Here is a 25,445-nt window from a genome sequence, read left to right as displayed (position 1 = left end):
GCATGATTGAAGTAGATCAGTTGACGAAGGAATATAACGGGAAAAAAGTCGTGGATCAGATTTCCTTTCATGTCGACAAAGGAGAGATTTTTGCCTTTCTGGGACCGAACGGTGCCGGCAAGTCGACGACGGTCCAAATGCTGACGACGTTGATTGCCGTCTCTTCCGGCAGTGCAACGATTAACCAGTACGACATTAAGCGAAATCAAAAAGATGTCCGGTTGCAAATCGGTGTCGCCTTACAGGAAACCGGGATCGACAATGATTTGACGGGTGAAGAGTTACTCGTGCTGCAAGGGAAACTGTTTGGCTTTTCGCACGACAAGGCAGTTGAGCGGGCCCGTGAACTGCTTGAGCTGGTCGGATTATCGGCAGACGGGAAACGCCGTGCCGGAACGTACTCTGGCGGAATGAAACGTCGGCTTGATTTAGCTTTGACCCTTGTCCATCAGCCGACTGTGCTGTTTTTGGATGAACCGACGACCGGTCTCGACCCGGCGAGCCGCCAGCAAATCTGGACGGAAGTCCGGCGCTTAAATGAAGAATACGGGACGACGATTTTTTTGACGACACAATACCTGGAAGAAGCCGACCAGCTGGCAGACCGGATCGCGATCATCAATGATGGGAAGCTGATTGCCGAGGGGACGGCGGCAGAACTGAAAGCACTGAACGGGAAAGAACGGATTGAAGTGGTACTTGAAGGAGAACAGTCGACCGAAGCTTTCCGGCAGGCATTTGACGGTAAGATCGAGAAGGGCCTGATCATTTTGCCGTCAAACGGGACAGAGACGCTGAAGCAGGTCGTCCGCTATTTGGATGAACAGCATTTGACGGCGCGTTCGCTTGTCGTCAAACAGCCGTCGCTCGATGATGTCTTCATCCAGCTGACAGGTCAGGCCTATAAGGAGGAGAGCTGATATGTGGCGGGAAACCTTGATATTGACGAAACGTAGTCTGCTCGTAACATTACGGAATCCGTTCTCATTCATCCCGAACTTGATCATCAGCGTCTTTTTCCTGCTCGTCTATACGAGCGGGCTGTCCGGTATCTCCAGTCTGCCCCAGTTTGGTGGCGTCGACTACTTGAACTTCATCCTGCCGGTCTCAATCGTATCCGGGGCCGTCGGCGGAGCCGGGGGAGCGGGACAGGCACTCGTCAAAGATATCGAGAGCGGTTATTTCGCACGCTTGCTGTTGACGCCGGTTTCACGGACGGCGATTGTTCTCGGTCCGATGCTTGCTGGGATGTTGCAATTATTCGTGCAGACCTTACTGATTTTTGGAATGGGCTTTTTGCTCGGTTTGTCGATTCCGGCGGGTATCAGCGGCTTTTTCCTGACGATTGTCCTCGCATTGGGATTTGGTCTCGCCTTTGCCGGTTATTCTGTCGGTGTCGCCTTGAAAACTCGGAATGCCCAGGCGGCACAAGCCGGAACCTTGCTGTTTTTCCCGCTGATTTTCTTATCGACGACATTTGTCCCGAAAGAGTTGATTGAAGCGGAGTGGTTAAAAATCGCAGCAACACTCAACCCGACGACCTATATCATGGAAGGGATGCGGGCTGTTCTGTTACGTGAGACGATTGATTGGAGTGTTTATACGCAGGGCGTCATCGTCGCCGCCGTTTTGAGCATTGCGATGGTCGTATTTGCGGCATTAAATGCGAGAGGGGCCTTGAAGAAATGACAAAACGCTGTATCCGGCTATTTCAGCCGGTTACAGCGTTCTTTTTTTTAAGATGATTTAGGCGTGCGAACCACGTAATAGATACCGGATAGAATCAAGAACACGATTCCGATCAGGATCGAGACACGGGTCTCGTCGTTGAATAACATGCCGACGAGAACAATCAACAGCATCACAATCGTGATGTAGTTCGTATACGGTGCGCCGGGCATCTTAAACGGGTGATCGGCCATCCGGTCCGCTTCGATTTTCCGGTACTGGATGTGGCTGATCAAAATCGCGAACCACGGTACCATTCCCGGTAAGACCGAGGCACTGTAGACGTAGACGAAGATGTTCGTGTCTTTTCCGAGGAATAGCGGCAGGACGATGTCGAGGATGACACCGACGAAGATACCGGCTGATACGGCAAGTACCGTATACAGGGGAATGCCGTTTTTATTGACCTTCAGGAAAAGCGACGGCATCTGTCCTTTTTCTGCAAGCGTGTAGACCATCCGGCTCGAGCTGAAGATGCCCGAGTTACATCCGGACATCGCGGCGGTGATGACGACGACGTTGATGACGGCAGCCGCTGCTGTAATCCCGACTTTCGCGAACGTCGCAACAAACGGGCTGCCGATATCCGCGAGCTGATCCCACGGATAGACGGTGACGATGATGAAAATCGCTCCGACGTAGAAAATCAGGATTCGCCAGATAACACCGTTGATGGCACGGGTGATATTCGTTTCCGGATCCTTTGTCTCTCCGGCGGTTACGCCGATCAACTCGACACCGATGTAAGACGCAAAAACGATCGAAAGGGCAAAGAAGAAGCCGCTGAAGCCGTTCGTGAAGAAGCCGCCGTGCGACCAAAGATTGGAGAAGCCGATTGGTGTCCCGTCGTTTCCGAAACCAAACAGAATGAGGCCGAGACCGGCGATGATCATCAGGATGATTGTCACGACTTTGACGGAGGCGAACCAAAATTCGAGTTCACCGAACATTTTGACCGATGCAAGATTCGCCAGTGTCAGGATGACGATGACGACGACACCCGGAATCCAGGTCGGTAAATCCGGCCACCAGAATCGCATGTAGGCACCGACGGCAATGACTTCACTCATCCCGACGATCACCCAGTTGAAGATGTTGCTGCTCGCTGTCATGAAGCCAGCTGCCGGATGAATATAATCATTCGCGAACTTTGCATATGATCCCGTATGTGGATGGGTGTAGACCATCTCACCTAAGGCTCGCATGATTAAAAAGATAAAAGCTCCTGCCATCATATAGGCAAGAATGACGGATGGACCGGTCCAGGCAATCGTACTCGACGATCCAAGAAATAGACCAACGCCGATTGTCCCCCCTAAGGCAATCATTTGTACTTGTCGTGCTGTCAGTTCCCGCTTTAAATTCGAATCCATAAGTACCCCCATGTACCAAAAAATTGATAACTGTCGAACTTGTAAGACCAGTTCGAAACACTATAGACATGAGTATACTATTTTAAAAAAGAGAATAGAAAGCTTTTTCTGAAAATTTTTGAGTTTTCTTGATAAAAAATGAAAGGAAATGAAAAAGTCGAACCGCTTCAAAACGAAGCGGTCCGACGATTGGTCATTCCGGAATGAAATCTGTGAACGTTCCTGCATAGAGACGGGTTTCTGTAGAAAGAACAATCCGGTTCTGGCGCATCTTGATGGTTCCTTGAAGCGGTGAACCTTGTTCCGACTCGAACAGGATGCGGGCCTTCTCGACGTAGGCATCACCTTCCAGTTGTAACAAATACGTATGCTCATTGTCCGTCGAAATCAAATACTCGCCTTGAACGACGAAGTCCGAAAAGTGACGGAGCGGGACTTGGTAACTCGTACTGTTGCCTTGATGAAAGTGGACGACACGGTAATCCGGATGATAGAAGAACCAGGCATCATCCGACGCACAGACGTTCAGCGCATAACAATCATCAATCGGATACTTCTTGTTCTTAAAGACGGCTTCTCCAAATTCATCAAAAACAGCCAACCCAAATGAACCAATCGAATTGGTCGCGATATCGGCAAACACACCTTCATCGAAGTAACTGACCCAAATCTGATTTTTTTCATCGACATGGACGTTTTGAATCCCGTCATCAAGACAATAGCTGTCGAGGAGATGACCGGCTTGATCGTAAACAAAGGCGTTCGGCAACCAGGAACCGTCGATATCATCGTCACAACGGGAGGCGACGAGTAGAATCCGGCCGTCGGAAAACGAGTCGACATAACTGAAATCGGTTTCGGCCTGAGCGACAATCGTCGTTGTCCGCCATTGGTCATACAAGCGGTGGACATGCAGGACATTTCTATGGCGTTTCGCATCATAAATTTCTTCGATCATCATGATTTGTCCTGAAATCGTCAGTCCCGTGGCAACGTGTTTTCCAGTAACTTGAGACGCCGTAACGCGATCAAGGTGAATTTTTAATGTGTTGGAAGTATCCAAGATAAGTCGCTCCTTTTTAAAAACAGTCTGCCGCGGGGGACAGACTGCAAAACTTGAATCAGGTTGTACGTTGACGTTTTTTAAGGAAGACATAGACAAGAATCATAACGACAGCAGCAATCAGGACACCATTCGTATAAGGTGCGGCTACTTCTTTGATCGAACGCCAATTCGTGCCGAGCGTCTCTCCGAGGTAGAGGAAAAGAATTGACCAGGGAATGATGGCAAGGACGGTATACAGTGAGAATTTTGTTTGGTCCATTTTGGCGAGACCGGCTGGAATCGAAATCGCATGACGGACGACCGGAATGAAGCGGGCTCCGAAGATGACGCCTTGCCCGTATTTCAAGAACCAGCGTTCTGCGAGATCGAGGTGGTGTTCCGTGATCAGCAGGTACTTTCCGTATTTTAAAATCAATGGTCGACCGCCATAGCGGGCAAACCAGTACAAAAAGAGTTGCGAGAACAAACCACCAATGACGGCAGCGACAACGGCGAGCGGCCAACCGATCGTTCCTTGGGAAATCATGAATCCGCCATAAGACAAGACGATTTCGCTCGGAATGATTTCAATCATTAATCCAAGGGCGATTCCGAAATAACCTAAGTCAGCGAGATATAATAAAACGTTATTAACAACTTGAGATAACACATGGAACACTCCTTCTGCTTCACTTCATTCCTTTATATTAGAGAAGAAAGTGGGAAAATGGAAGAAAAATTCGTTAATCTTGCGAATCAAATATACATATGGAATGTTTGGGGTCAATCTGACAGATTGAACTGCAAAACTTTCAAATGAAGGAAAAAAAGGACCAACACCTCAACAGGTGTTGGTTCCATCATACAATGAACGGTTTATAACACCATCGCGGCAATCGTTCCGAAAACGAGCAGCGGCAGATTGTAGTGCAGGAACGTCGGGATGACGGTTTCGCGCATGTGATCATGCTGTCCGTCGGCGTTCAGTCCACTTGTCGGACCGAGCGTCGAATCGGATGCCGGGCTTCCGGCGTCGCCAAGGGCACCGGCTGTCCCGATGATAGCAATCGTCGCTTCCAGACTGAATCCGTACTGGACACAAAGCGGGACGAAAATCGCAGCGATGACAGGAACCGTCGAGAAACTCGAACCAATCCCCATTGTGACGAGCAGTCCGATCAACAGCATGACGAAAGCGGCAACGAGTTGGGAATCGCCCATCAAGGCTTTTGAATTCTCAACGAGCGGATCGATGTCACCGGTTTTCCGGAGGACGTTCGAAAATCCGTTCGCTGAAATCATGACGAACCCGATGAACGACATCATCCGCATACCGCGGGTGATGACATCGTCTGCTTCGCTGAAGCGGACGAGACGAAGAAGTAGAAACAGGACGAGACCTGTTGTCGCAGCGAAAATCATCGATTCGGTCGTCAACTGGACGGCGAGCGTCGCGAGGACGACGAGTCCGCTGAGGAACAGTTTTGTTTTCGTGATGACAGGAATCTCATAGTCGTCCGGAGCGATATTCCGCATTTCGTATTCCCGTGGTTTCCGGTAAACGTAAAGACCGATCAACAGACCAACGAGCATTCCGAGTGCCGGAATCGCCATTGCCTGAATGACGGAAGCACCAGCCGTGTCCATTCCGTTTTTCGAAATGTTCGGCAAAAGGATCTGGTTCAAGTAGATATCCCCGAAGCCGACCGGCAGGAACATGTACGGTGTGACAAGACCAAACGTCATGACGATGGCAATCAGGCGGCGGTCAATCTTCATCTCATTAAACAGACCAAGGAGCGGTGGAATGATGATCGGGATGAACGCGATGTGAATCGGTAAAACGTTTTGTGAGCTGATCGCGAGTAACAAGATTGCAAAGACGATAAAGCCTTTTAACTTCTTGACTGACGCTGCGTCAGCGGATCCTTTCGAACGTTTGATCAAGGCGTGTGCCAAGGCATCCGGAAGACCGGTTTTTGACAAGGCGACAGCAAACGCACCAAGTAAGGCATAACTGAGGGCGATTTCGGCCCCGGCGCCAAGTCCTTCAGCGAACGTCGCGATCGTCTTGTTGATGCCGAGACCGCCGATCAGTCCGCCGGCGACGGCACTGAGAACCATCGCGAGGACGATATGGACCCGGAAGATGGCTAAAAGAAATAATAGAGCAACGGCAATAATGACTGCATTAAACATGAACTAAAACCACACTTTCTTTTGGTATCACTGTACTATACTAAAGTATCATACAGACCGTTCTTTTGACTGTCAAGAAAAAAACAAAAAAAGGTATGACCGACGTCAGATTGAGGCCGGTCATACCTTTCTTCTTCATTAAAACGTGATTCAGCAATCGACTTGATCGAGTTTTCCCGTTCCCGGATCGATGACGAGTCCGTGGACTTCCGTACCCGGCGGCAACAGCGGATGGTTTTTAATCAATCCAACCGAGTGGCTGACATTTTCTTCGACGGATGTGAAGCCGCGCAACCATTGCTTCAAGTCGACGCCGGAAGCATCGAGTGTGTGCAACACCTGTTCATTGATTCCACGGTCCTGCATTTCGGCAATCATCTTCGCCGGATCGATTGTGCTCATGCCGCAGTCATGATGTCCGATGACAATGACTTCTTCCGCTCCGAGGGCATAAAGGGCGACGAGAATCGACCGCATGACGGATCCGAATGGATGGGACAGGACAGCCCCGGCATTTTTGATGATTTTCGCATCACCGTTTTTCAGACCAAGTGCGTGGGGAAGGAGCTCCGTCAAACGTGCATCCATACAGGTCAGAATCACAACCTTCTTATCCGGGAACTTATCCGAGATGAATGGTTCGTATTGTTTCTCTTCGACGAACTGTTGATTAAACGCAAGCATTTGATTAACGACTGACATGAAACTTCCTCCTTTAAGACAAATGAATGATGGAACTATTTCTAGCGTACACGATGAACGATTGGTCAGACAAGCAGATTCATCGATTGCTGTGACAGTTATCACAGGAGCGGGACAAAAAAGCGAATCCTTGCGTCAGAACAGGTTGTTTCTTTGAAAACGCTCTCATCCATGTGAAATAGTTCACAGGATAGCCATGCACAAATGTAACAAAAGGCGGTATGATTGATTTGTGAAGGAAAGCACAAACTATTTAAAATCAGCTTGGCATTCCTAACATGCAGTAGGGAAATGCAGACTCAGATTCGTTCCAAAATAGGGAGGAAACCTAACATGGCTGTCAAAGAAAAAATCAAACAAGATGTCTCACCTGTCGAACAAGCAATCAATCAAATCGTCGCCAAAGGTCAAACGGCACTTCAAGAATTACTGACATTTGATCAAACGAAAATCGATGCGATCGTCCGGGACATGGCACTTGCCGGTCTTGAACGTCACGTCGAACTGGCACGTCTCGCAGTTGAAGAAACAGGTCGTGGTGTCTTTGAAGATAAAATGATCAAAAACATGTTCGCAACAGAATACATCTACAATAGTCTTCGTGATGAAAAAACGGTCGGAATTTTAGAAGAGGATGTTCAAAACGGCATCACCTACATCGCAGAACCGGTCGGCGTCGTGTGTGGCGTCACACCGGTGACGAATCCGACATCAACAACGATGTTCAAAGCATTAATCGCGATCAAAACGCGTAACCCGATTGTGTTCGCGTTCCATCCGTCAGCGCAACAATGTTCACTCGAAGCAGCCAAAACATTACGTGACGCTGCCGTCAAAGCCGGTGCACCAAAAGATTGTATCCAGTGGGTCGAACAACCGTCACTTGAAGCAACAAAAGTCTTGATGAATCACACTGATATCGCAATGGTCCTCGCGACAGGTGGAGCCGGCATGGTCAAATCCGCTTACTCAACCGGTAAACCAGCACTTGGTGTCGGACCGGGTAATGTACCGTGTTACATCGAAAAATCAGCTAAAATCAAACGCGCCGTCAGTGATTTGGTTCTCTCCAAAACATTTGATAACGGAATGATTTGTGCGTCCGAGCAAGCGGTCATCGTCGATCAAGAGATCTATGCCGAAGTGCGGGCAGAAATGGAAGCACTCGGTTGCTACTTCTGTACGCCGGACGAGAAAAAACGTCTCGAAGCGCTCGTTATCAAAACCGATACATGTGCCGTCAATGCGGACATCGTCGGGAAACCAGCGACATGGATCGCAGCAAAAGCCGGCATCGATGTTCCGAGCAACACGGTCATGCTTGTCGCAGAACTCGAAAAAGTCGGTGCAGAAGAACCGTTGTCACACGAAAAATTAAGCCCGGTCCTCGGTGCTTACAGTGTCGCCTCAACGAATGATGCCTTCCACGTCGCCGAACGGATGCTTGAAATCGGTGGACTTGGTCACACGGCGGTCATTCATACGACGAATGATGAGTTGATGACAGCGTTTGGTCTCCGGATGAAGGCGTGTCGGATTCTCGTCAACAGCCCATCGGCACACGGTGGAATCGGCGATCTCTACAATGAATTGACACCATCGCTGACACTCGGCTGCGGATCATACGGGAAAAACTCGGTCTCTGAAAACGTAACGGCGAAACATCTACTCAATGTCAAGAAGGTGGCGAGACGACGCGTGAACATGCAGTGGTTCAAAGTACCGGAAAAGATTTTCTTTGAAAAAAACTCCGTTCAATACTTGAAATCAATTCAAAATGTCTCCCGGGCATTGATCGTCACCGATCAATCGATGGTCGAGTTCGGCTATGCCGACAAAGTCATCCGTAACTTGCCGGCAGGCGTCAGCTACCGGATCTTTGACCAAGTCGAACCGGATCCATCCGTGACGACTGTTCAGATCGGTGCGCAAGCGATGCACGATTTCAAACCGGACTTGATCATCGCCCTCGGTGGGGGATCTGCAATGGATGCTGCGAAAGGCATGTGGTTATTCTATGAGCAACCAAACGAAACATTCTCGAATCTGCGCCAAAAATTCATGGATATCCGCAAACGGGCCTATAAGTTCCCGGAACTCGGCAACAAAGCGAAGTTCGTCGCCATTCCGACAACTTCCGGTACGGGTTCAGAAGTCACACCGTTCACCGTCATCACCGATAAAGAGAAAAACGTCAAGTATCCGATTGCTGACTATGCGTTGACACCAGACGTTGCGATCGTTGATCCGGAGTTCGTCATGACGGTGCCTGCCTCAATCACGGCGGATACTGGGATGGACGTCTTGACACACGCGACGGAAGCCTTTGTCTCTGTGCTTGCGAACGACTACACGGATGGACTGGCGTTAAAAGCAATCAAGATGATCTTTGAGTACTTGCCACGTGCATATGATAACGGTTCAGACGCCGAAGCACGCGAAAAAGTCCACAATGCTTCAACGATGGCCGGAATGGCGTTTGCGAATGCCTTCCTCGGCATCAACCACTCAATCGCGCACAAAATCGGTGGGGAGTTCCACACACCACACGGTCGGACGAATGCGATCCTGATGCCGCACGTCATTCGTTACAATGCATCAAAACCAACAAAACTTGCAGCTTTCCCGAAATACGAGTCGTTCATTGCAGATGAACGCTATGCGGAAATCGCCCGTTACCTCGGTCTGCCGGCAACAACGACGGAACAAGGGGTTGAATCGTTTATCCAAGCTGTCAGTGAACTCGGACAACGCCTCAACATCAAGATGTCGTTCAAAGCCCAAGGCATAAAAAAAGCCGATTTTGAAGCGAAACTCGACAAGATGGCCGTCGATGCGTTTGAGGATCAATGTACGACAGCGAATCCAAAAATGCCGCTCGTGACGGAACTCCGTCAAATCATGGAATCTGCTTACGAAGGTATCTAAATAGAGAGAAAAACATCATGGCAATTCAAAAGAGCCTTGCTTCCGGTTAACGGAGGCAAGGCTTTCGTGTGTTCATAATCGTGAAGTCGCGTTCACTCATTTGTTAATCACAATCGATAATTGATAGTTCACATGCTCATTTAATTCCGTTAAAAACGAATCCAGTTCCTTGTTAGATGGAAAGCGACATTCGAGCAGGTAACAACTGTCCCCGCTGATTTTATAATTATTCAGAACATACAACGGATGTTTCTTGAGAAACGAGAGATACGGTTGATGGTGGGTATCTTTCGTATAAATACTGATCATCGCATGGATCGTATACCCCATCTTTAAGGGGTTGAGAAGAATCGTATATCCTTCGATTATACCCTGTTCCTCTAATTTCAAGACCCGGGCAGATGTTGCGGGTCCACTTAAGTGAATTTTTTGACCCAATTCTTTCATCGTGATCCGGCTGTTTTGTGACAGCTCGTCGATGATTTGTAAGTCCGTTTGATCGAACACGATTTCCAATCCCTTCATAAGTAAAGTAAAACAGCAAAAAGACCTTCAGTAAGCCCTGTATCGGGATGACATTCAAATTATATACTAGGCTCCTAACAACGAAAAGGAGTGGAACACATGAACATTCAACATATCCGTAATGCAACGTTAAAACTGGACTATGCCGGTAAAACATTTTTGATTGACCCGTTTTTAGCAAATAAGGGAGCCTATCCGGCATTTCCGAATTCGGCACGACAAGATCAAAAAAATCCGTTGGTCGACTTACCGGCTTCGCTCGACTCCATTATTGATGCAGATGCGGTCATTGTCACGCATTTACATCTCGATCACTGGGATGATGTGGCGAAAGAGTCGTTATCAAAAGATATCCCGTTGTTTACTCAGAATGAACAAGATGCTCAAGAAATAAAAAACAGCGGATTCCAAAACGTCGAAGTCTTAGAAGAAAATACCGTTTTTGAAGGAATTCAATTGATTAAAACAAAAGGGGAACATGGCAGAGGCCCCATTTTAGAAATCGCCGGTTCGGTGTGTGGGGTCGTCTTTAAGCATGAGGATGAAAAAACAGTTTATATTGCCGGAGATACGGTCTGGTATAAAGAAGTGGAGAAAGTGATCGAGCAGCATCAACCGGAAGTCATCGTCGTCAACGCGGGCGATAACCAGTTTGATGAAGGGGGATCGCTCGTCATGGGAGCAGAAGACGTCTTAGCTGTCCACGAGGCCGCACCAACCGCAAAAATTCTTTCTGTGCATATGGAAGCTGTGAACCATTGGGCATTGTCTCGAACAGATTTAAGAACGTTTGCTGACGAACATCACTTTTCTGCTCAATTGATCGTGCCGGAAGATGGCGAACGTTTTGTGTTTTAAGTATAAGTCGCGTTCCCGGAGGCGATGCACTTGAAACTTCATTGATCTCATACGTATCAAACAAGGTTTTTGCTTTAGCGTATCGATTCATTTCAATCAGCGTCATGAGGTAAGTGTGATCCATCGACATATAGATATATAAGTTTAACTCCTTCTTAAATCGTACGAGAGGTGTTCTCGGGATGATCTTGCCACCACTCTCGGATCACCGGGCAAAGGACTTCGTAATCTTCGAGCGCTTTTAACGTCTCGAGCACCTGTTGAACGGCAACTTGTTGCTCCTGTTCAGTTACGGTCTCAAGGCGAAGGGCTTTGGACAGACTATAGGCAAGCCATCCGAGTTTACTCGCGTATCCAGCGGACAGAGCTGGCTCAAGAGGATAGTCAAGTCGACCGCCTGCCGCATGATACCCTTTGACGAATGCCTCGAAATGGTCTCGTCGCACATGATTTTGCTCATCGAGCGACCAATAAAGGATCGTTTCTAAAAAATCGTGCATCGGATGAATCGGACCGGCCGATTCCCAGTCGATGAGAATCGGTGCACCGGACTTCCATAACACGTTTTTGGCATCCAAATCGCGGTGACTGAGAACCGATGTTCCTCGCAATTGTTTTAGGGCAGAAGACGCCTCGTTGTCCCAACGTTTGATTCGTTTTAAGTCCGTCCAATAAGGTTCTAGCAGTGTGTGGCCTTGCTGGCGGATTTTTTCTGCGAATGTGTCCCATGGAACCGGAGACTCAGGTGATGCAGCGGTTTGTTGAATCGGCAGCGAGGACAGGTCCGCAGTATGAATCTGCGCCAACTGTTTACCGATCAGTTCAGTGTGGTTTGGTGTGACTTGGTGAATCGGCAACGTCAACCTGTCCACCCATGGGAAGACGAGATAATATTGTGTACCGATTTGGTGTAAGGCGGATCCATTGATCGTGAGGGCGGGCAAGGCAGAGACTTCGCCAGCTAAAGCCGTGACAATCCGTTCCGAATCGATGAAGTTTTGCCGTGCAGTCGGACGAGAGAGGATGATCGGATTCAGTAACTTTATTGCATACGTTCCGGTCGTCGTTTGAAGAAGAAACATCTTGTGCAACAGACCACCGGACAGAGGATCCGGATCCGTCAGTAACTCCCCGAGCTTGAATCGTCTGCTGATAGTCTTAAATAGTGTTGAAGCGTTTTCTGTTGTCGTCACGTCGTTCCTCCTTATGAAATCGAAATTCCTCTTCCATACAGATTTGGTTATAATTAGAGTATATCGTACGGAAATGACCAGAAGTCATTGAAATTAGGCGACTGGCGTTTCTGAACGGCATAGAACAGGAATAATCAAACAAAGGAAAAGGAGGGATTGACGATGGAACAACGACAAGAGCGGCGCAACAGGCGTTTCTCAATTATGGATCTTATATTCGGGATCGGGTTTGGTCTGATCTTCTTTGCCGTCTTATTTGGTCTGATGACAGTCGTGACCGGACAAATCGAGTCCTCAAGCGATTATCAGTCACTCGTGAAGCAAATGCAGGATGCGGGTGTCACCTGGGGCAGTAATGACGTGACGGTCACACTGATGTTGCTGTTCATCGGTGGCCTCGACGTGACGATGCCGTCTGCCGTCCGGGAAGCAATCATCAACCAAGTACTCGGAGCCAGTTCGGCCGGAGATGTCCTGTCGATCTTTGGGATTGATTTGAATCAAGTCTTGTCACCGCTGACGTTCGACGTGACATATGGTTCCCTTTTGCTGTCTGTATTCGGTATCGTATTTGTTTTTATTCTCTTTTTACTGATGCGGATCAAAGCAAACCGGCTCGGCTGGACAGTCCGGTCCGTCAGTTTTTTAGTGACTGCTTGGATCGGTTGGTTCATGCTCGTTCAGCGCAGTGACTCGATTTCCTTTTTATCGTTCCAGGACGGTGTGTTGACACAAGGGTTGCTTGCGCTCGGCATCGTGATTGCGTTAAGTTATCTGGCACTGTATCCGCAAGGGTTGTCCGGTTTATCGGCAGCAGCCCGTGGCAGCTTGCTTGTCTTAATGTTCGCGAGTTGCCTCCAACTGTATCTCGTCGTCACAGATGAAACGCAGTATGACGGGGATTCGGCACTTCGGACGGCCTTGACCGTCGCGAGTCTGGATGCCGGAAGCGGCGGAATGTACGACTTGTTGCACGGTGGGCAGATTGCCTACAAAGCGAATGTGCTCGGTGCGGACGTTGATGTACCGGTGACGATGCTGAACGGTGAAACCTCGACCGGTCAATTAAATCAATCGATTGAAGATGTTTTGGCAGAAATCGATACGGATCGGGTGGCAGAACAACTGTTGACGATTCTCGGCGGTGAACGTCCCGATTTATCCGATACCCGGTTGAATCTTGAACCAATTGATTACGGTATCGCAAGGCAGACGATTCAAGCGCTTGATGCCGAATCAGCAGGAGTCACGCCGGAGCCGGTCAACTCGGAAAGTGCGTACTGGATCTTGATTCTGATTCCGTTTATTCTGTATCTGTTTGCCAGTATCCGGGCATTCAAGACAATTCTTGATCCGATTGTTTTCGCAGTCCTGATCGGTGTCACGAGTTTCCTTGTCGCTCAAGCAACTACGGCAGACTTTACTGTCGCTTGGCGCAATGAAGCGCTGTTGCAGTTTTCACAGCAACCGACCGGACTGACGCCGCTCTACGCTGCGGGGATGGCATTGATTGCCGGATTGATTGGATTTATCATCAAACGAAAACCAACTGTATAACCAATGACGCCGGTCGACCTGAGAGGGAAGGGCGGCGTTTTTTGATTTAACATGTAAAGGCTGTTTGAAGATTATTAAGCCAGTATTTGGAATTAGTTAAGCAGGTTAAATAAGACGGATGTCCGACCTATTCAAAGTCGCTATAAGCTACAATGAAAGCGTGTTAAATTAGTTGAGCAGTCATTTATACTTAGGGGGAAATCAGATGAAACAAGTCACGAAAATCGTCATTGCCAGCACGTTGATCGCACCGATGCTTGCGCCCGTCATTCAAGTCAAGACACTCGCCGCCGACAACAGCGTCGTCAAACTTCGTTTTTTAGAGACCACTGATTTACATACAAACTCGATGAACTACGATTACTTCAAGGATGCGCAAGATGAGACGATTGGTCTTGTCAAAGCTGCGACCGTCATCAAACAGGAACAAAACGTCGTCGGCGAAGCCAACAGCTTCGTATTCGACAATGGCGATACATTACAAGGGACACCATTTGGCGATTACGTCAAAAATCAATACGACAAAGGCAACAAAGGGAAACACCCGATGTACGAATTGATGGAATACATCGGTTATGACGCAGTCACACTCGGGAACCACGAGTTCAACTTCGGACTCGACTTCCTGAAGTCAGCGATGAAAGCATCAAGCGGCGAAATCAAATTCGTGAACTCGAATGTCCTCGATGCTGTTACGAAAAAACCGATTGTTTCCGAGTTCAACACGGACGGGAAGGATTATCAAATCATCGAACGTCAAGTCAAAGACCAAAACGGTCAGATGAAGACGGTCAAAGTCGGTGTCTTCGGGGTCGTCACACCACAAATCATGGCGTGGGATGCCGGCAACCTGACAGGGAAAGTGACAGCGGAAGATATCGTTCCGGTCGCTAAAGCAACGGCGAAAAAATTAAAAGACGCCGGTGCAGACGTCGTCGTCGCACTTGCCCATACAGGAATCGGGGATACAGCGGATCAAAAAGACGGCGATGAAAACGTCGGGTACGCGTTGACAAAAATCGCGGACATCGATGTCTTGATGACCGGTCACCAGCACGGAAAATTCCCGGACAAGACATCAGCGTTCAATAACTTACCGAACGTCGACGCAGCAAACGGTCTCATCAACGGTAAACCGGTCGTCATGGCCAACACGCAAGGAAAAAATGTTGGCGTCATCGATCTTCAATTAAAACAAGACGGCGACAAGTGGGTCGTCGATACAGCCGGATCAAAACTGGCAGACGTCACGAAAGACACGGCGGCAGATGCCGGTGCTGTTAAATTAATTGAAAAAGCGCATGAAGGCACACTCGCTTACATCCGCCAACAGGTCGGAACGATCAACGATGACATCCAAAGCTTCTTTGCTCTCGTTCAAGATGACGATTCAGTCCAGTTCGTCACGAACGCGCAAAAATGGTACGTCGAGAAACAACTCAAAGAAAATGCGGATCTCGCCCAATATAAAGATTTACCGCTCTTATCTGCCGGTGCACCATTCAAAACAGGCGGCCGCAATCAAGTCAACGCGTCTGACTATACGTTGATCAAAAAAGGGCCGATTGCGTTGAAAAACGTTGCCGATCTTTACGTTTATCCGAATACACTCGAAGTCGTCAAAGTGACAGGAGCCGACGTCAAAAACTGGCTCGAGATGTCAGCCGGTCAATTCAATGAAGTGACGGATGCGAAGACAGACTTGCTGAACAAAGAGTTCCGCAGCTATAACTTCGATATTCTCGACGGCTTGACGTATGATATCGACATCACGAAACCGGCGAAGTTTGACTACAACGGTGTGGTCGTCAAGGAAGACGCGAGCCGTGTTCAAAACATCAAGTACCAAGGCAAGGAAATCACGGACGATCAGGAGTTCCTCGTCGCAACGAACAACTACCGTGCCGGCAGTGCGACTTTCCCGGGTCTTGGTCAAGGGAAGAAAATCGTTTACAAATCAGCTTACGAGACACGCAACGTCATCTCGGACTTCATCAAAGCAAAACAGCCGGTTGATTATCAAGCGGACAACAACTGGTCACTCGTTGCCAGCAAACCGATCACGGTGGACTTTGATTCAGCGGAAGCGGCTGCAGACTACACGAAACGGTATGAAGGCATCACGAACACAGGGGTTAAACGCGCTGGTGAGACAGGAACGTTCCTGAAGTTCAAACTCGATGTGCCGATGAAAGACTTTAATGTCAGTGTCAGCGCTGTCAAACCGGGAGCAAAAGTCGTTACCGGTAAAGCGGTCGCCGGAGCAAAAGTTACAGTCAAACGCGGCACGACGGTCCTTGGCACGACGACAGCCGACGAAACCGGCAAGTATGCCGTTACCGTCCGTCCGGTCAAACTGCGTGACAAATTGACGGTTGTCTCGGAGCTCGGTTTCATGAAAAAAGAAACGATGGTCACGGTCGGGACAGGTGTCGTCGCGACGCCGGCCATCGACAAGAAGTCAGCCGTCTACGGTTCGACGGTCTTGACAGGAAAAGCAACGGAAGGACTTGATGTCACGCTCTATAAAGGGTCGACGAAAATCGCGAAAGCGAAAACGACGGCAAGCGGCTTCAAGATTCCGGTCAAAAACGGTCTGATGACGGGCACGTACACAGTCAAGTCGACGGACATCTCAAACAAGATTACGAAAAAAGCGTCATTTACGATCAAAAATACGTATCCGGTCAAAAAATGGGCGGGTAAAAAGACATTGACGGGCAAAGTCGAAAAACGTCAAATCGTCCGCTTGTTCGAAAAAACAAGCAGCGGCTACAAATTGATTGCGCAGGACGTTGCCGACAACCACGGCAACTACGTCCTCAAAATGCGGACAGGTCTGGCGACGGGTTCATACAAAATGAACATCTACACAGCATCGGACCGTCTCGATCAATCGCGTTACTTCATCACGAAAAAATAAGACAACAAACCAAAACGGCTTCTCATCTGAGGAGTCGTTTTGGTTTTGAGGAAAAAACTGGCATACTAGTTAAGAGGGGAGAGGATACCATGCGGCAAGTCATCGTCACACCATATCAGTCGTCCTGGCCAGAAGCGTTTCAACAGGCAAAAGAGCAGTTGGAGACGATTTTCGGCGACCGTCTGCTTGCAGTTCATCATATCGGCAGTACATCGGTCCCGGGATTATCGGCAAAACCGATACTCGATATCCTGCCGGTCGTCGATTCACTTGACGGGATTGAAGCATTTGACGTAGCGATGGAACAGATTGGCTATGAAACCAAAGGGGAGTTCGGGATGCCCGGGCGCCGCTATTACCGAAAAGGCGGCGACGACCGGACGCACCACATTCATCTTTATGCGACCGGCAATCCGGAAATCATGCGTCACGTCGTCTTTCGCGATTACTTGCGAGAACATCCGCAGGAAGTCGAAGCGTACAGTACAATCAAAGAGCAACTGGCGGTACGGTATCCGGAAGACATCAGTGCCTACATTGCCGGCAAGGACTCCTTTGTCAAAGCGATGGAGCAACGGGCACTGGTCTGGTGGTCGCATGAATGACTGGCAACAGGCACTTGACCGGCACGTTGGTGTCGGTGTCCGGACGACACGTGCGTTGATCCGGCTGATTCAGCCGGAAGACTGGGACAAACATCCGATTCCCGGCAAGCGGTCCGTCTATGAAGTAGCGGTGCATCTTGCTGTGTTGCTTGAAGCCGATTTACGGATTGCGACCGGAGCGACGGCGGACGAAATGGCACAGTTTTATGCCGTTCCCGTGCCGCCCGGTCAGCTGATCGACCGCTTGGACCGGTCGTGGCAGTATTATCAAGACCGGCTTGCAAGTGGTTTTGCGACGGAACCGACCTACTGGGGCGTCTCCGACAGCTCAGCCGGTTGGCTGATGGAAGCAGCCGTCCATTTGTATCATCACCGGTCACAGTTATTTGATTACTTGAACCTGCTTGGTTATGACATCAAGTTGAATTTGTTTGAATAATAGGAGAGTGTTGAAATGGAAAGGATTGTAGATACAGCAGACGGCCGCTTTGATACACGCTTGACAGGGACGGGGAATGTGACGTTCATCCTCGATCACGGAATGATGTCGAGTCATTACCAATGGGGCTGGCTCCGCGGGGAATTATTGAAACAGGGTCGCGTTTTCGAATATTCGCGGCTCGGTTACGGCCGATCGACCCGCGGTAAAACGAAACGGTTGTTTACGCAACAAGCGGATGAACTGGAACGGGTCCTTGATTTGCTGGACATCAAAGGACCGTTCGTCTTCATCGGGCATTCCCTCGGTGCCTATATCTCGCTTGAACTCGGACGCCGCCGACCGGACGAGACGGCAGGGATTGTCCTGCTTGATCCGTCGCATCCGGAAGTTGATGCCGAACTACCAAATTGGTATGAGCGGACGCAGGAGGAATGGAACCGCTTTTTGTATGTCTTGAGTCATGTCCGGCCACTCGCCTGGTTGATTCCGGATGACCTCGGCGCACGGATGTTCACCAGCCTGCCGGAGGCCGATCGGATTCCGATGTGGCGCAACATGGCACGGAAAAACCACTGGCGGGGGACGCTGGACGAGTGGCAGGCAGTCGAAGCGAATAATCAGCACGTCCTGGAAGTCGTCGAGCATATTGTGCCGCCGGTTCTCGTGTTATCCGCTTCGGACTGGGCCGGCGGGATGCCGGAAAACTGGCTGAACCCGGAACTGACGAAGCGGATTAATGCCGCACATGAACGGTTTGCTGCGAGTCTGCCGGACGCGGAATTCCATGTCATTCCGGACACGAATCATTATACGATTGCCGGATTTTCGGAGGAAGCCGCCGGAACGATCGTCCGCTTGATCCGAACTGCCTTTTTTAAATAAGTCTGATCCAGACATCCCGTTTCTGTGACGCGTCGAGAACCGTCATGGAAGCGGGAGTTTTTTCATGTTGTAAAACAGCAGTTGACAGAGTAAATCGGAACGATTACTATTTAAAACGTAATGATTCCGATTTGACTAAAAAGGAGTAATGACTATGCATCCGATCCCCATCACGGTCCTGTCCGGTTATCTTGGTGCCGGTAAGACAACTGTATTAAATCATTTATTAAACAACCGGCAAGGGCGCAAGCTTGCCATCATCGTCAACGATATGAGCGAAGTCAACATCGACGCCGTGTTGATCGAACAAGGCGGTTTTTCGCGGACGGAAGAATCATTCGTGACGTTATCGAACGGTTGCATCTGTTGTACGTTGCGGGACGATCTATTACTCGAAGTCCGACGGCTCGTCGAGCAGGGCAATATCGACGGCATCGTCATCGAATCGAGTGGCATTTCGGAACCGATTCCGGTTGCTCAGACGTTTACATACCTCGATGAAGACAGTCAGATTGATTTGACGGAGACGACAAAAATCAATGCGATGGTAACGGTCATCGACGGCTATCGATTCCTGAAAGACTTTGAGTCCGGTGAATCGTTGATTGAAAGGCAACAGGCGGTCGACGAGACGGATGTCCGGGAAGTCGTTGATCTCCTCGTCGATCAGATCGAGTTCGCCGATATCATTTTATTGAACAAAATCGACCGGTTGACCATGCAGGAAAAGCACGATGTCACCGGCTACTTAAAGGCACTCAATCCGCTTGCCAAACTGATCGAGACGACACATGGGCAGGTTGATCCGTCCGAGATTCTGGACGTTGATCTGTTTGATTTCGAACAGGCGGCAGCAAGCGCCGGCTGGATCCGCGAGCTGAATGCCGAGGAACACGTTCCGGAAACAGAAGAATACGGGATCAGTTCGTTTGTCTACAAGCGCGATGTTCCGTTTCATCCAGAACGGTTGTTGGCCTTGATTGAGGCGTGGCCGGAAGAAGTCGTTCGTGCCAAAGGCTTCTTGTATCTTGCGACCCGCCCGGAAATCGCTTTGTTGTTCCATCAGGCGGGATATGCCTCGAATATGGAATATGCCGGACGCTTCGAATCAGTCGCGGATCGCCGGACCGAACTCGTTCTGATTGGGATCGGCTTTGATCAGCAGGCACTCGAAGTGGAGTTTGACGCTTGCCTTGTTCAAGAGCACGAAACGAACTGGACGAGCCTGAATGATCCGATTCCGGGACGCGAGCTGTACGACATGAATTTTTCAAAATAGGTCAACTTTTCAAGAAATCACATCCGTGGTTTCTTTTTTTGCTATATTTTTAAAGGAGACAGGGAATGAAAAGAATAGAGTACGTTGCAGAGGAGGAAGTCTAGTGCGCAATCGGATTTTACAGTTCGCGCTCGTGTTTTTAGTTGCCGGTGGAATCATTTGGGGGCTATACCAATTGGGCTATTTATTTTATGTGCTGACGATTTCCGCGACCGTCGTACCGCTTGCCGTCATCATGATTATCTTCATCGAAAACCGGACAGCGGAATCGACGATTGCCTGGTTTTTAGTTTTGATTTTCTTACCGATTCTTGGCGTCATCATCTGGATGATGTTCGGGCGCAATCCGCGCCGCCGCCGCCGGAACCGGCGATCGCATGACGAGCGGACATTGCTGAAACAGGCAATTCGTCCCGTCCGGTCGCTTGCGGTCAGTGAGTTGCCGCCGAATCACCTGAAGCTGGCCAATACGATTCGGAACTTTGGCGGCGGTGGCGTTGATGTCCATACTGCCAGTCAAATCCTGACGAACGGTAACGAGACGTTCCCGGAAATTCTCCGGATGATTCGTTCCGCGCAGCATCATGTCCACATCCAATACTACATTTACCGGAACGATGAGACCGGACAGGCAATCCGCGAAGCATTGATTGACCGGTTAAACGCCGGTGTCGAAGTCCGGTTCATGTTTGACGGGCTCGGGAGTTACATGCTCGGGGAAGGCTTTTTAAAACCGCTCCGGGAAGCCGGGGCGAAGATTGCCGCCTACGACCCGATTTCAAGTCCGTTATTCATCTTCACGGCGAACTTCCGCAATCACCGGAAAATCGTCGTCATTGACGGGAAGATCGGCTTTACCGGTGGACTGAACGTCGGCGACGAGTACGACGGGAAAAGTAAGAAGTTCGGTTTTTGGCGCGATACCCACCTTCGGCTCGAAGGACGGGCCGTCAAGGAATTGCAGGCGACGTTCCTCGATGATTGGTTATACGCCCATCTCGAAGGCAGTGATACGTGGGAAACGTTTGCTGGTGAGGGCGCAATCGAACATTACTTCCCGAAACATGATGTCGAGTCGGACGGTGCAGTCCAGGTCGTGACGAGTGGACCGACGTCAAAAGATCCGGCCATCCGGAACGCGTTAATTGCTGCCATCATCTCGGCACAGCGGTCGATCTGGATTTCGACTCCGTATCTGATTCCGGATAACGAGACGATGACATTGCTGCGTCTCGCGGCCCGTGCAGGACTGGACGTCCGGATTTTAACACCGGGTAAGGGAGACAGTTTTACCTCCTACTATGGAACCCGGTCCTATTTCGGACCTTTGTTAAAAGATGGAGTCAAAATTTATACGTATAACCGGCACTTCATCCATGCCAAACTGTTCCTCGTCGATGGAAAGATTGCCGTCGTCGGAACGGCGAACATGGATATCCGGAGCTTCGTTTTGAACTACGAACTGATGGCCTTTATGTATGATTCCGAGAGTGCGGCCCGGCTCGAACGCGATTTCATCGATGATTTCGACGTCTCGATTCAGTTGTCTTCGGCGGATTATGTCAAACGTCCGATGCGGTTCCGGATCTTTGAATCGTTCTCCCGTTTGATTTCACCATTGTTATGATCACAAGCGCATCGTCCTTGATTTTCAAAGGACTGGTGCGTTTTTTGATTAACTGTCACTTGAAACGGGAACAACAACTCTTATACACTAATAGTGTAATCGGTTGCACACTTAATTTTTGGAAGGAAGTGACAAGGGCGTTCGCGTCCTGATCCCGTATGCGCACAATTGACGAATCCCATTTCTATACCCGAGACATGAAACCATTGGCACGACCGGAAGCAATTGTCCAAGGCGACACATACCGCTTCACCGTTCTCACCAGTCGCCTAATTCGACTCGAGTACGCAGCGGACGGACAATTCGAAGATCGGCCGACGCAAACCGTTTGGTACCGTGATTTCCCGGTGCCGTCGTACCGGATCGTCGAAGACGAAACGGAGTTGCAAATCATCACGGAACACGTCCATTTGCATTATACAAAAGGACCGTTTGCGTCGAACACCCTCTACATCGACGTCCTTGGAAACTTCAGTACGTATTACAGCCGCTACACGTACGGCGGACCGCTCCGGACCCTCAAAGGGACGGCGCGGACGCTTGATCATGCCGACGGTGAGATTCCGCTCGAAGAAGGAATCATCTCCCGTCAAGGCTATGCGGCCATCGATGACTCGGCGTCATTCGTCCTGACGGAAGACCATTTCGTCGAACCCCGTCAAGAAGGGGCGCAGGACATCTATTATTTCGGTTATGGTCACGACTACAAACAGGCATTAAAAGACTTTTACCGGTTGACCGGTCCGACTCCGATGTTACCGCGGCAAGTGCTCGGGAACTGGTGGAGCCGCTACTGGCGCTATAACGAAAAAGAATACAAGGATTTGATGACCCGCTTCAAGGCAGAGGACGTCCCGTTTTCGGTCAGCGTCATCGACATGGACTGGCACGTGACGGACATTCCGGAGAAATACGGCAGCGGCTGGACAGGCTACACGTGGAACCGCGATCTGTTCCCGGATCCAAAAGGGTTCCTGCAATGGTTAAAGGATGACGACCGGATGGTGACACTCAACCTGCACCCGGCCGACGGTGTCCGTGGATTCGAAGAAGCGTATGAGGCGATGGCTGTTGCGATGGGGGTTGACCCGGATACGGAAGACCGGATTCCGTTCGACTTCTCAGACCGCGATTTCATCGAAAACTATTTTACGAAGCTGCATCACCCGCATGAAGCCGATGGGGTCGACTTCTGGTGGATTGACTGGCAACAGGGCGCAAACTCGAAGATGAAGGGGCTTGATCCGCTCTGGATGCTCAATCATTACCATGCCCTCGACATCGCGCGGGACGGCAATCGTCCGTTGATCTTCTCGCGGTATGCCGGACCCGGCAGTCACCGCTATCCGGTCGGTTTCTCGGGCGATACGTTGATTTCCTGGGCATCGCTGAAATTCCAACCGTATTTCACGGCGACGGCCTCAAACATCGGCTACGGCTGGTGGAGTCATGATATCGGCGGTCACCAGCGTGGGGAGAAGGACGACGAACTGTCGACGCGTTGGCTCCAGTACGGCGTCTTCAGCCCGATTATGCGTCTGCACAGTACGATGAGTATCTTCAACGGGAAAGAGCCGTGGCGGTACTCGGTCGAGTCGGAACAAGTGATGAAGAAGTATTTACGACTTCGTCATCAGCTCGTGCCGTACATCTATACGATGAACGCCCGCAATCACTTTGACGGCTTACCGCTCGTCTCGCCGATGTATTACGAACATCCGGAAGAGGAACTGGCGTATGCCGTTCCGAACCAGTATTACTTCGGGACGGAATTGATGGTCACACCGATCGTCGAACCGATGAATCCGAAGCTGCACGTCGCAGCGACGACGGCCTGGTTGCCGGAAGGCGAATGGTTTGATTTCTTCACCGGTCACCGTTATACGGGCGGCAAACAGATGCGTCTGTTCCGAAAGCTTGACGATCAAGGGGTGCTCGCGAAAGCCGGCGCAATTGTTCCGCTCGGTCAGCACCTCGAACATTCGAATGCGCTCGATAATCCGGATCATCTCGAACTGCTTGTCTTCCCGGGGGCGTCAAACCGGTTCACATTGTTTGAAGATGACAATGTCGGTGTCGCGCACCGGGACGGGGAAAATGTCGAGACGGCATTTGAACTCGACTGGGCGGCCCGGACTTTGACGATTGCGACCCCGTTCGGCAAACGGGAGTTGTTGCCGGAAAAACGTGAAGTGACACTGATCTTGCGTGGTGTCAACGAAGGACACGTCTCACGGGACGGGAAAGTCCTGCCGAGCCGTTATGATCATCAGACTCAATCATTGTCGGTTGATCTTGGTGAACTCGGTGAGACGCAAGTCTTGTCGCTTCAGGTCGACATGTCGACGAACGATAACCGGATGGAACGGTTGTATACGTTCCTTGATCAGGCGGAGATCGGCTATGATCTGAAGGACCGTTTGTACCGGTTGTTGTCCCAACGTTTGGAACCGGTCAACTTGATGCATCAGTTGCAGGCGCTAAATCTTGAGAAGGATCTCGTCGACTGCCTGCTTGAGATCATGTTGTTCTAAAAACAATTGAGTTATTGCGATATCTCACTGTCTTTTCATCCGCTTTTCCCTGTAGGAGTCGGATGAAGAGTAGTGAGATTTGCAAACAGGACAAAAGTAGCGATGGACACGTCCATCGCTTCTTTTTTATGCAAACATCAATTGGTCAATCAGCATTGCACAAAACTTCAAGATCCGTTTTTGTCACATTTCTTCATCCAACCATTCGATAAGATCACTCAAATCTGTAATAAGATGTTTGCTCTTCAATAAGTCGATGACGTCTTCAAGAGAATTCTTCAGTTTTTCTGAATGATTGATCATTGTCTCGGCTAGGTATCCCGCATAACTGTCAATCTGATCTTCATTATTACTCTGTTCAATCCGTTGCATCAATTCACGTACCAATCGTTCCGGTTCTTGACCAATCACCATCCAATGGGAGTGCGCAAGTAAAGTGTCATCCTCATCGCCGTGATTAATTAATTCAAGGATTTCTTCCATCGTCAAAAAACTCACAGAAGCGTCAGTTGCATCAATCGGTTCACCTTCCTGGACAGACAACTTCATCAGTAATTCGTCAAAGGAGCTTGCCACAAAATGATTAGAAATAACTGAGATATCCAGACACCAGACGGACGGTTCGTGTGCATTGTCTTCAAAATTGAAATAGTAGAAGTAACTGCCACCACCATTGGCAAAAATCATCTTTTTTCCGGTTACATCCCATTCTCGTAAAGTACCTACGTTTGATTGGTAAACATCGTAAGATAACGGTTGTATGAAGGAGAAGGGCAAAAACGGTTGAGTGTCCTGATCTGACCAAGTGTTTTCAAAATCCACTGAAACAGCATTAAAAACGACAGATCCTCCATTTTGTTCTGATAATTTTTCTATGTAGGCTTCAGGAAAATGACCAGCAAGTTCCTGTTGAATCCTGTGGATGTCCGCTTTAAGTAAAGCAGGTGCTTTCAACTCTTCCTCTTCATTCCAAAACTTCAAAGTATCTAACCTTCTTTCTAGTAGTATTTAATTGGTAGCATTTTTGCAAGATATAAAAAAACAG

At 49.5% G+C, this 25,445-nt stretch carries 20 protein-coding genes; 12 read left to right on the top strand and 8 right to left on the bottom strand.

What is annotated here, in order from left to right; genetic code table 11:
• Window positions 1-2 precede the first annotated feature (2 nt).
• On the top strand, window positions 3-920 hold the full coding sequence (locus P402_RS0110405) for a daunorubicin resistance protein DrrA family ABC transporter ATP-binding protein (protein ID WP_026828625.1): 918 nt from the start codon (window positions 3-5) through the stop codon (window positions 918-920).
• 1 nt (window position 921) lies between these two features.
• A complete protein-coding gene (locus tag P402_RS0110400) occupies window positions 922-1,689 on the top strand; it encodes an ABC transporter permease (protein WP_026828624.1) in 768 nt (255 codons plus the stop codon).
• A gap of 47 nt (window positions 1,690-1,736) precedes the next feature.
• On the opposite strand, the gene P402_RS0110395 is transcribed toward P402_RS0110400, so the two are convergent.
• The 5 genes from P402_RS0110395 to P402_RS0110375 all read right to left on the bottom strand — a co-directional run bounded on the left by P402_RS0110395 (window position 1,737) and on the right by P402_RS0110375 (window position 7,047).
• Entirely contained in the window at window positions 1,737-3,101 is a 1,365-nt protein-coding gene (locus P402_RS0110395; protein WP_026828623.1) for an amino acid permease, read from the bottom strand.
• A 193-nt stretch (window positions 3,102-3,294) separates the two neighbouring features.
• Window positions 3,295-4,164, bottom strand: a complete 870-nt coding sequence (locus P402_RS0110390; protein WP_026828622.1) for a hypothetical protein — start codon at window positions 4,162-4,164, stop codon at window positions 3,295-3,297.
• 58 nt (window positions 4,165-4,222) lie between these two features.
• Entirely contained in the window at window positions 4,223-4,816 is a 594-nt protein-coding gene (locus tag P402_RS0110385; protein ID WP_026828621.1) for a DedA family protein, read from the bottom strand.
• A 206-nt stretch (window positions 4,817-5,022) separates the two neighbouring features.
• Window positions 5,023-6,345: a Na+/H+ antiporter family protein gene (locus tag P402_RS0110380; RefSeq protein ID WP_026828620.1), complete on the bottom strand. Its 1,323-nt coding sequence runs from the start codon at window positions 6,343-6,345 to the stop codon at window positions 5,023-5,025.
• Window positions 6,346-6,495: 150 nt separating this feature from the next.
• Window positions 6,496-7,047: a beta-class carbonic anhydrase gene (locus P402_RS0110375; RefSeq protein ID WP_026828619.1), complete on the bottom strand. Its 552-nt coding sequence runs from the start codon at window positions 7,045-7,047 to the stop codon at window positions 6,496-6,498.
• A gap of 333 nt (window positions 7,048-7,380) precedes the next feature.
• Here P402_RS0110375 and adhE point away from each other — a divergent pair, with 333 nt between their 5' ends.
• Complete coding sequence (adhE, locus tag P402_RS0110370) at window positions 7,381-9,975, top strand: bifunctional acetaldehyde-CoA/alcohol dehydrogenase (protein ID WP_026828618.1); 2,595 nt, start codon at window positions 7,381-7,383, stop codon at window positions 9,973-9,975.
• Window positions 9,976-10,071: 96 nt separating this feature from the next.
• On the opposite strand, the gene P402_RS0110365 is transcribed toward adhE, so the two are convergent.
• On the bottom strand, window positions 10,072-10,482 hold the full coding sequence (locus tag P402_RS0110365) for an Lrp/AsnC family transcriptional regulator (protein ID WP_026828617.1): 411 nt from the start codon (window positions 10,480-10,482) through the stop codon (window positions 10,072-10,074).
• 117 nt (window positions 10,483-10,599) lie between these two features.
• Here P402_RS0110365 and P402_RS0110360 point away from each other — a divergent pair, with 117 nt between their 5' ends.
• Entirely contained in the window at window positions 10,600-11,358 is a 759-nt protein-coding gene (locus P402_RS0110360; protein WP_026828616.1) for an MBL fold metallo-hydrolase, read from the top strand.
• 155 nt (window positions 11,359-11,513) lie between these two features.
• Here the strand turns inward: P402_RS0110360 and P402_RS16475 are convergent, their stop codons facing one another.
• Window positions 11,514-12,551, bottom strand: coding sequence for a phosphotransferase (locus P402_RS16475; RefSeq protein ID WP_051525152.1), 1,038 nt, complete (start codon window positions 12,549-12,551; stop codon window positions 11,514-11,516).
• Window positions 12,552-12,713: 162 nt separating this feature from the next.
• Here P402_RS16475 and P402_RS0110350 point away from each other — a divergent pair, with 162 nt between their 5' ends.
• The 8 genes from P402_RS0110350 (at window position 12,714) to P402_RS0110315 (ending at window position 24,400) form a co-directional block, all read left to right on the top strand.
• Window positions 12,714-14,108: a hypothetical protein gene (locus tag P402_RS0110350; protein WP_026828615.1), complete on the top strand. Its 1,395-nt coding sequence runs from the start codon at window positions 12,714-12,716 to the stop codon at window positions 14,106-14,108.
• A gap of 205 nt (window positions 14,109-14,313) precedes the next feature.
• Window positions 14,314-17,031, top strand: a complete 2,718-nt coding sequence (locus P402_RS0110345) for a bifunctional 2',3'-cyclic-nucleotide 2'-phosphodiesterase/3'-nucleotidase (protein WP_026828614.1) — start codon at window positions 14,314-14,316, stop codon at window positions 17,029-17,031.
• Between the two features lie 89 nt (window positions 17,032-17,120).
• Window positions 17,121-17,636 carry a GrpB family protein gene (locus P402_RS0110340; RefSeq protein WP_026828613.1) on the top strand — a complete coding sequence of 172 codons (516 nt, stop codon included), beginning with the start codon at window positions 17,121-17,123 and terminating at the stop codon, window positions 17,634-17,636.
• A complete protein-coding gene (locus P402_RS0110335; protein WP_026828612.1) occupies window positions 17,629-18,075 on the top strand; it encodes a DinB family protein in 447 nt (148 codons plus the stop codon). The genes P402_RS0110340 and P402_RS0110335 overlap by 8 nt, the downstream gene beginning before the upstream one ends.
• A gap of 15 nt (window positions 18,076-18,090) precedes the next feature.
• A complete protein-coding gene (locus P402_RS0110330; protein WP_026828611.1) occupies window positions 18,091-18,960 on the top strand; it encodes an alpha/beta fold hydrolase in 870 nt (289 codons plus the stop codon).
• A 154-nt stretch (window positions 18,961-19,114) separates the two neighbouring features.
• Window positions 19,115-20,239 (top strand): GTP-binding protein, encoded by a 1,125-nt coding sequence (locus P402_RS0110325; protein WP_026828610.1) that lies wholly within the window; start codon window positions 19,115-19,117, stop codon window positions 20,237-20,239.
• A 103-nt stretch (window positions 20,240-20,342) separates the two neighbouring features.
• The gene (locus P402_RS0110320; RefSeq protein ID WP_026828609.1) at window positions 20,343-21,866 is read left to right on the top strand and encodes a cardiolipin synthase; all 1,524 of its coding nucleotides are present in this window, start codon (window positions 20,343-20,345) and stop codon (window positions 21,864-21,866) included.
• A gap of 158 nt (window positions 21,867-22,024) precedes the next feature.
• The gene (locus P402_RS0110315) at window positions 22,025-24,400 is read left to right on the top strand and encodes a glycoside hydrolase family 31 protein (protein ID WP_026828608.1); all 2,376 of its coding nucleotides are present in this window, start codon (window positions 22,025-22,027) and stop codon (window positions 24,398-24,400) included.
• Window positions 24,401-24,583: 183 nt separating this feature from the next.
• Here P402_RS0110315 and P402_RS0110310 read toward each other — a convergent pair whose 3' ends face one another.
• Window positions 24,584-25,381, bottom strand: coding sequence for an SMI1/KNR4 family protein (locus tag P402_RS0110310; RefSeq protein ID WP_026828607.1), 798 nt, complete (start codon window positions 25,379-25,381; stop codon window positions 24,584-24,586).
• Between the last annotated feature and the right edge of the window lie 64 nt (window positions 25,382-25,445).

The sequence above is a fragment of the Exiguobacterium sibiricum 7-3 genome (assembly GCF_000620865.1).
GTDB lineage: Bacteria > Bacillota > Bacilli > Exiguobacteriales > Exiguobacteriaceae > Exiguobacterium_A > Exiguobacterium_A sibiricum_A.
Note: the sequence above shows the minus strand (reverse complement) of the source record. Positions and strands in the feature narration are given on the sequence as shown.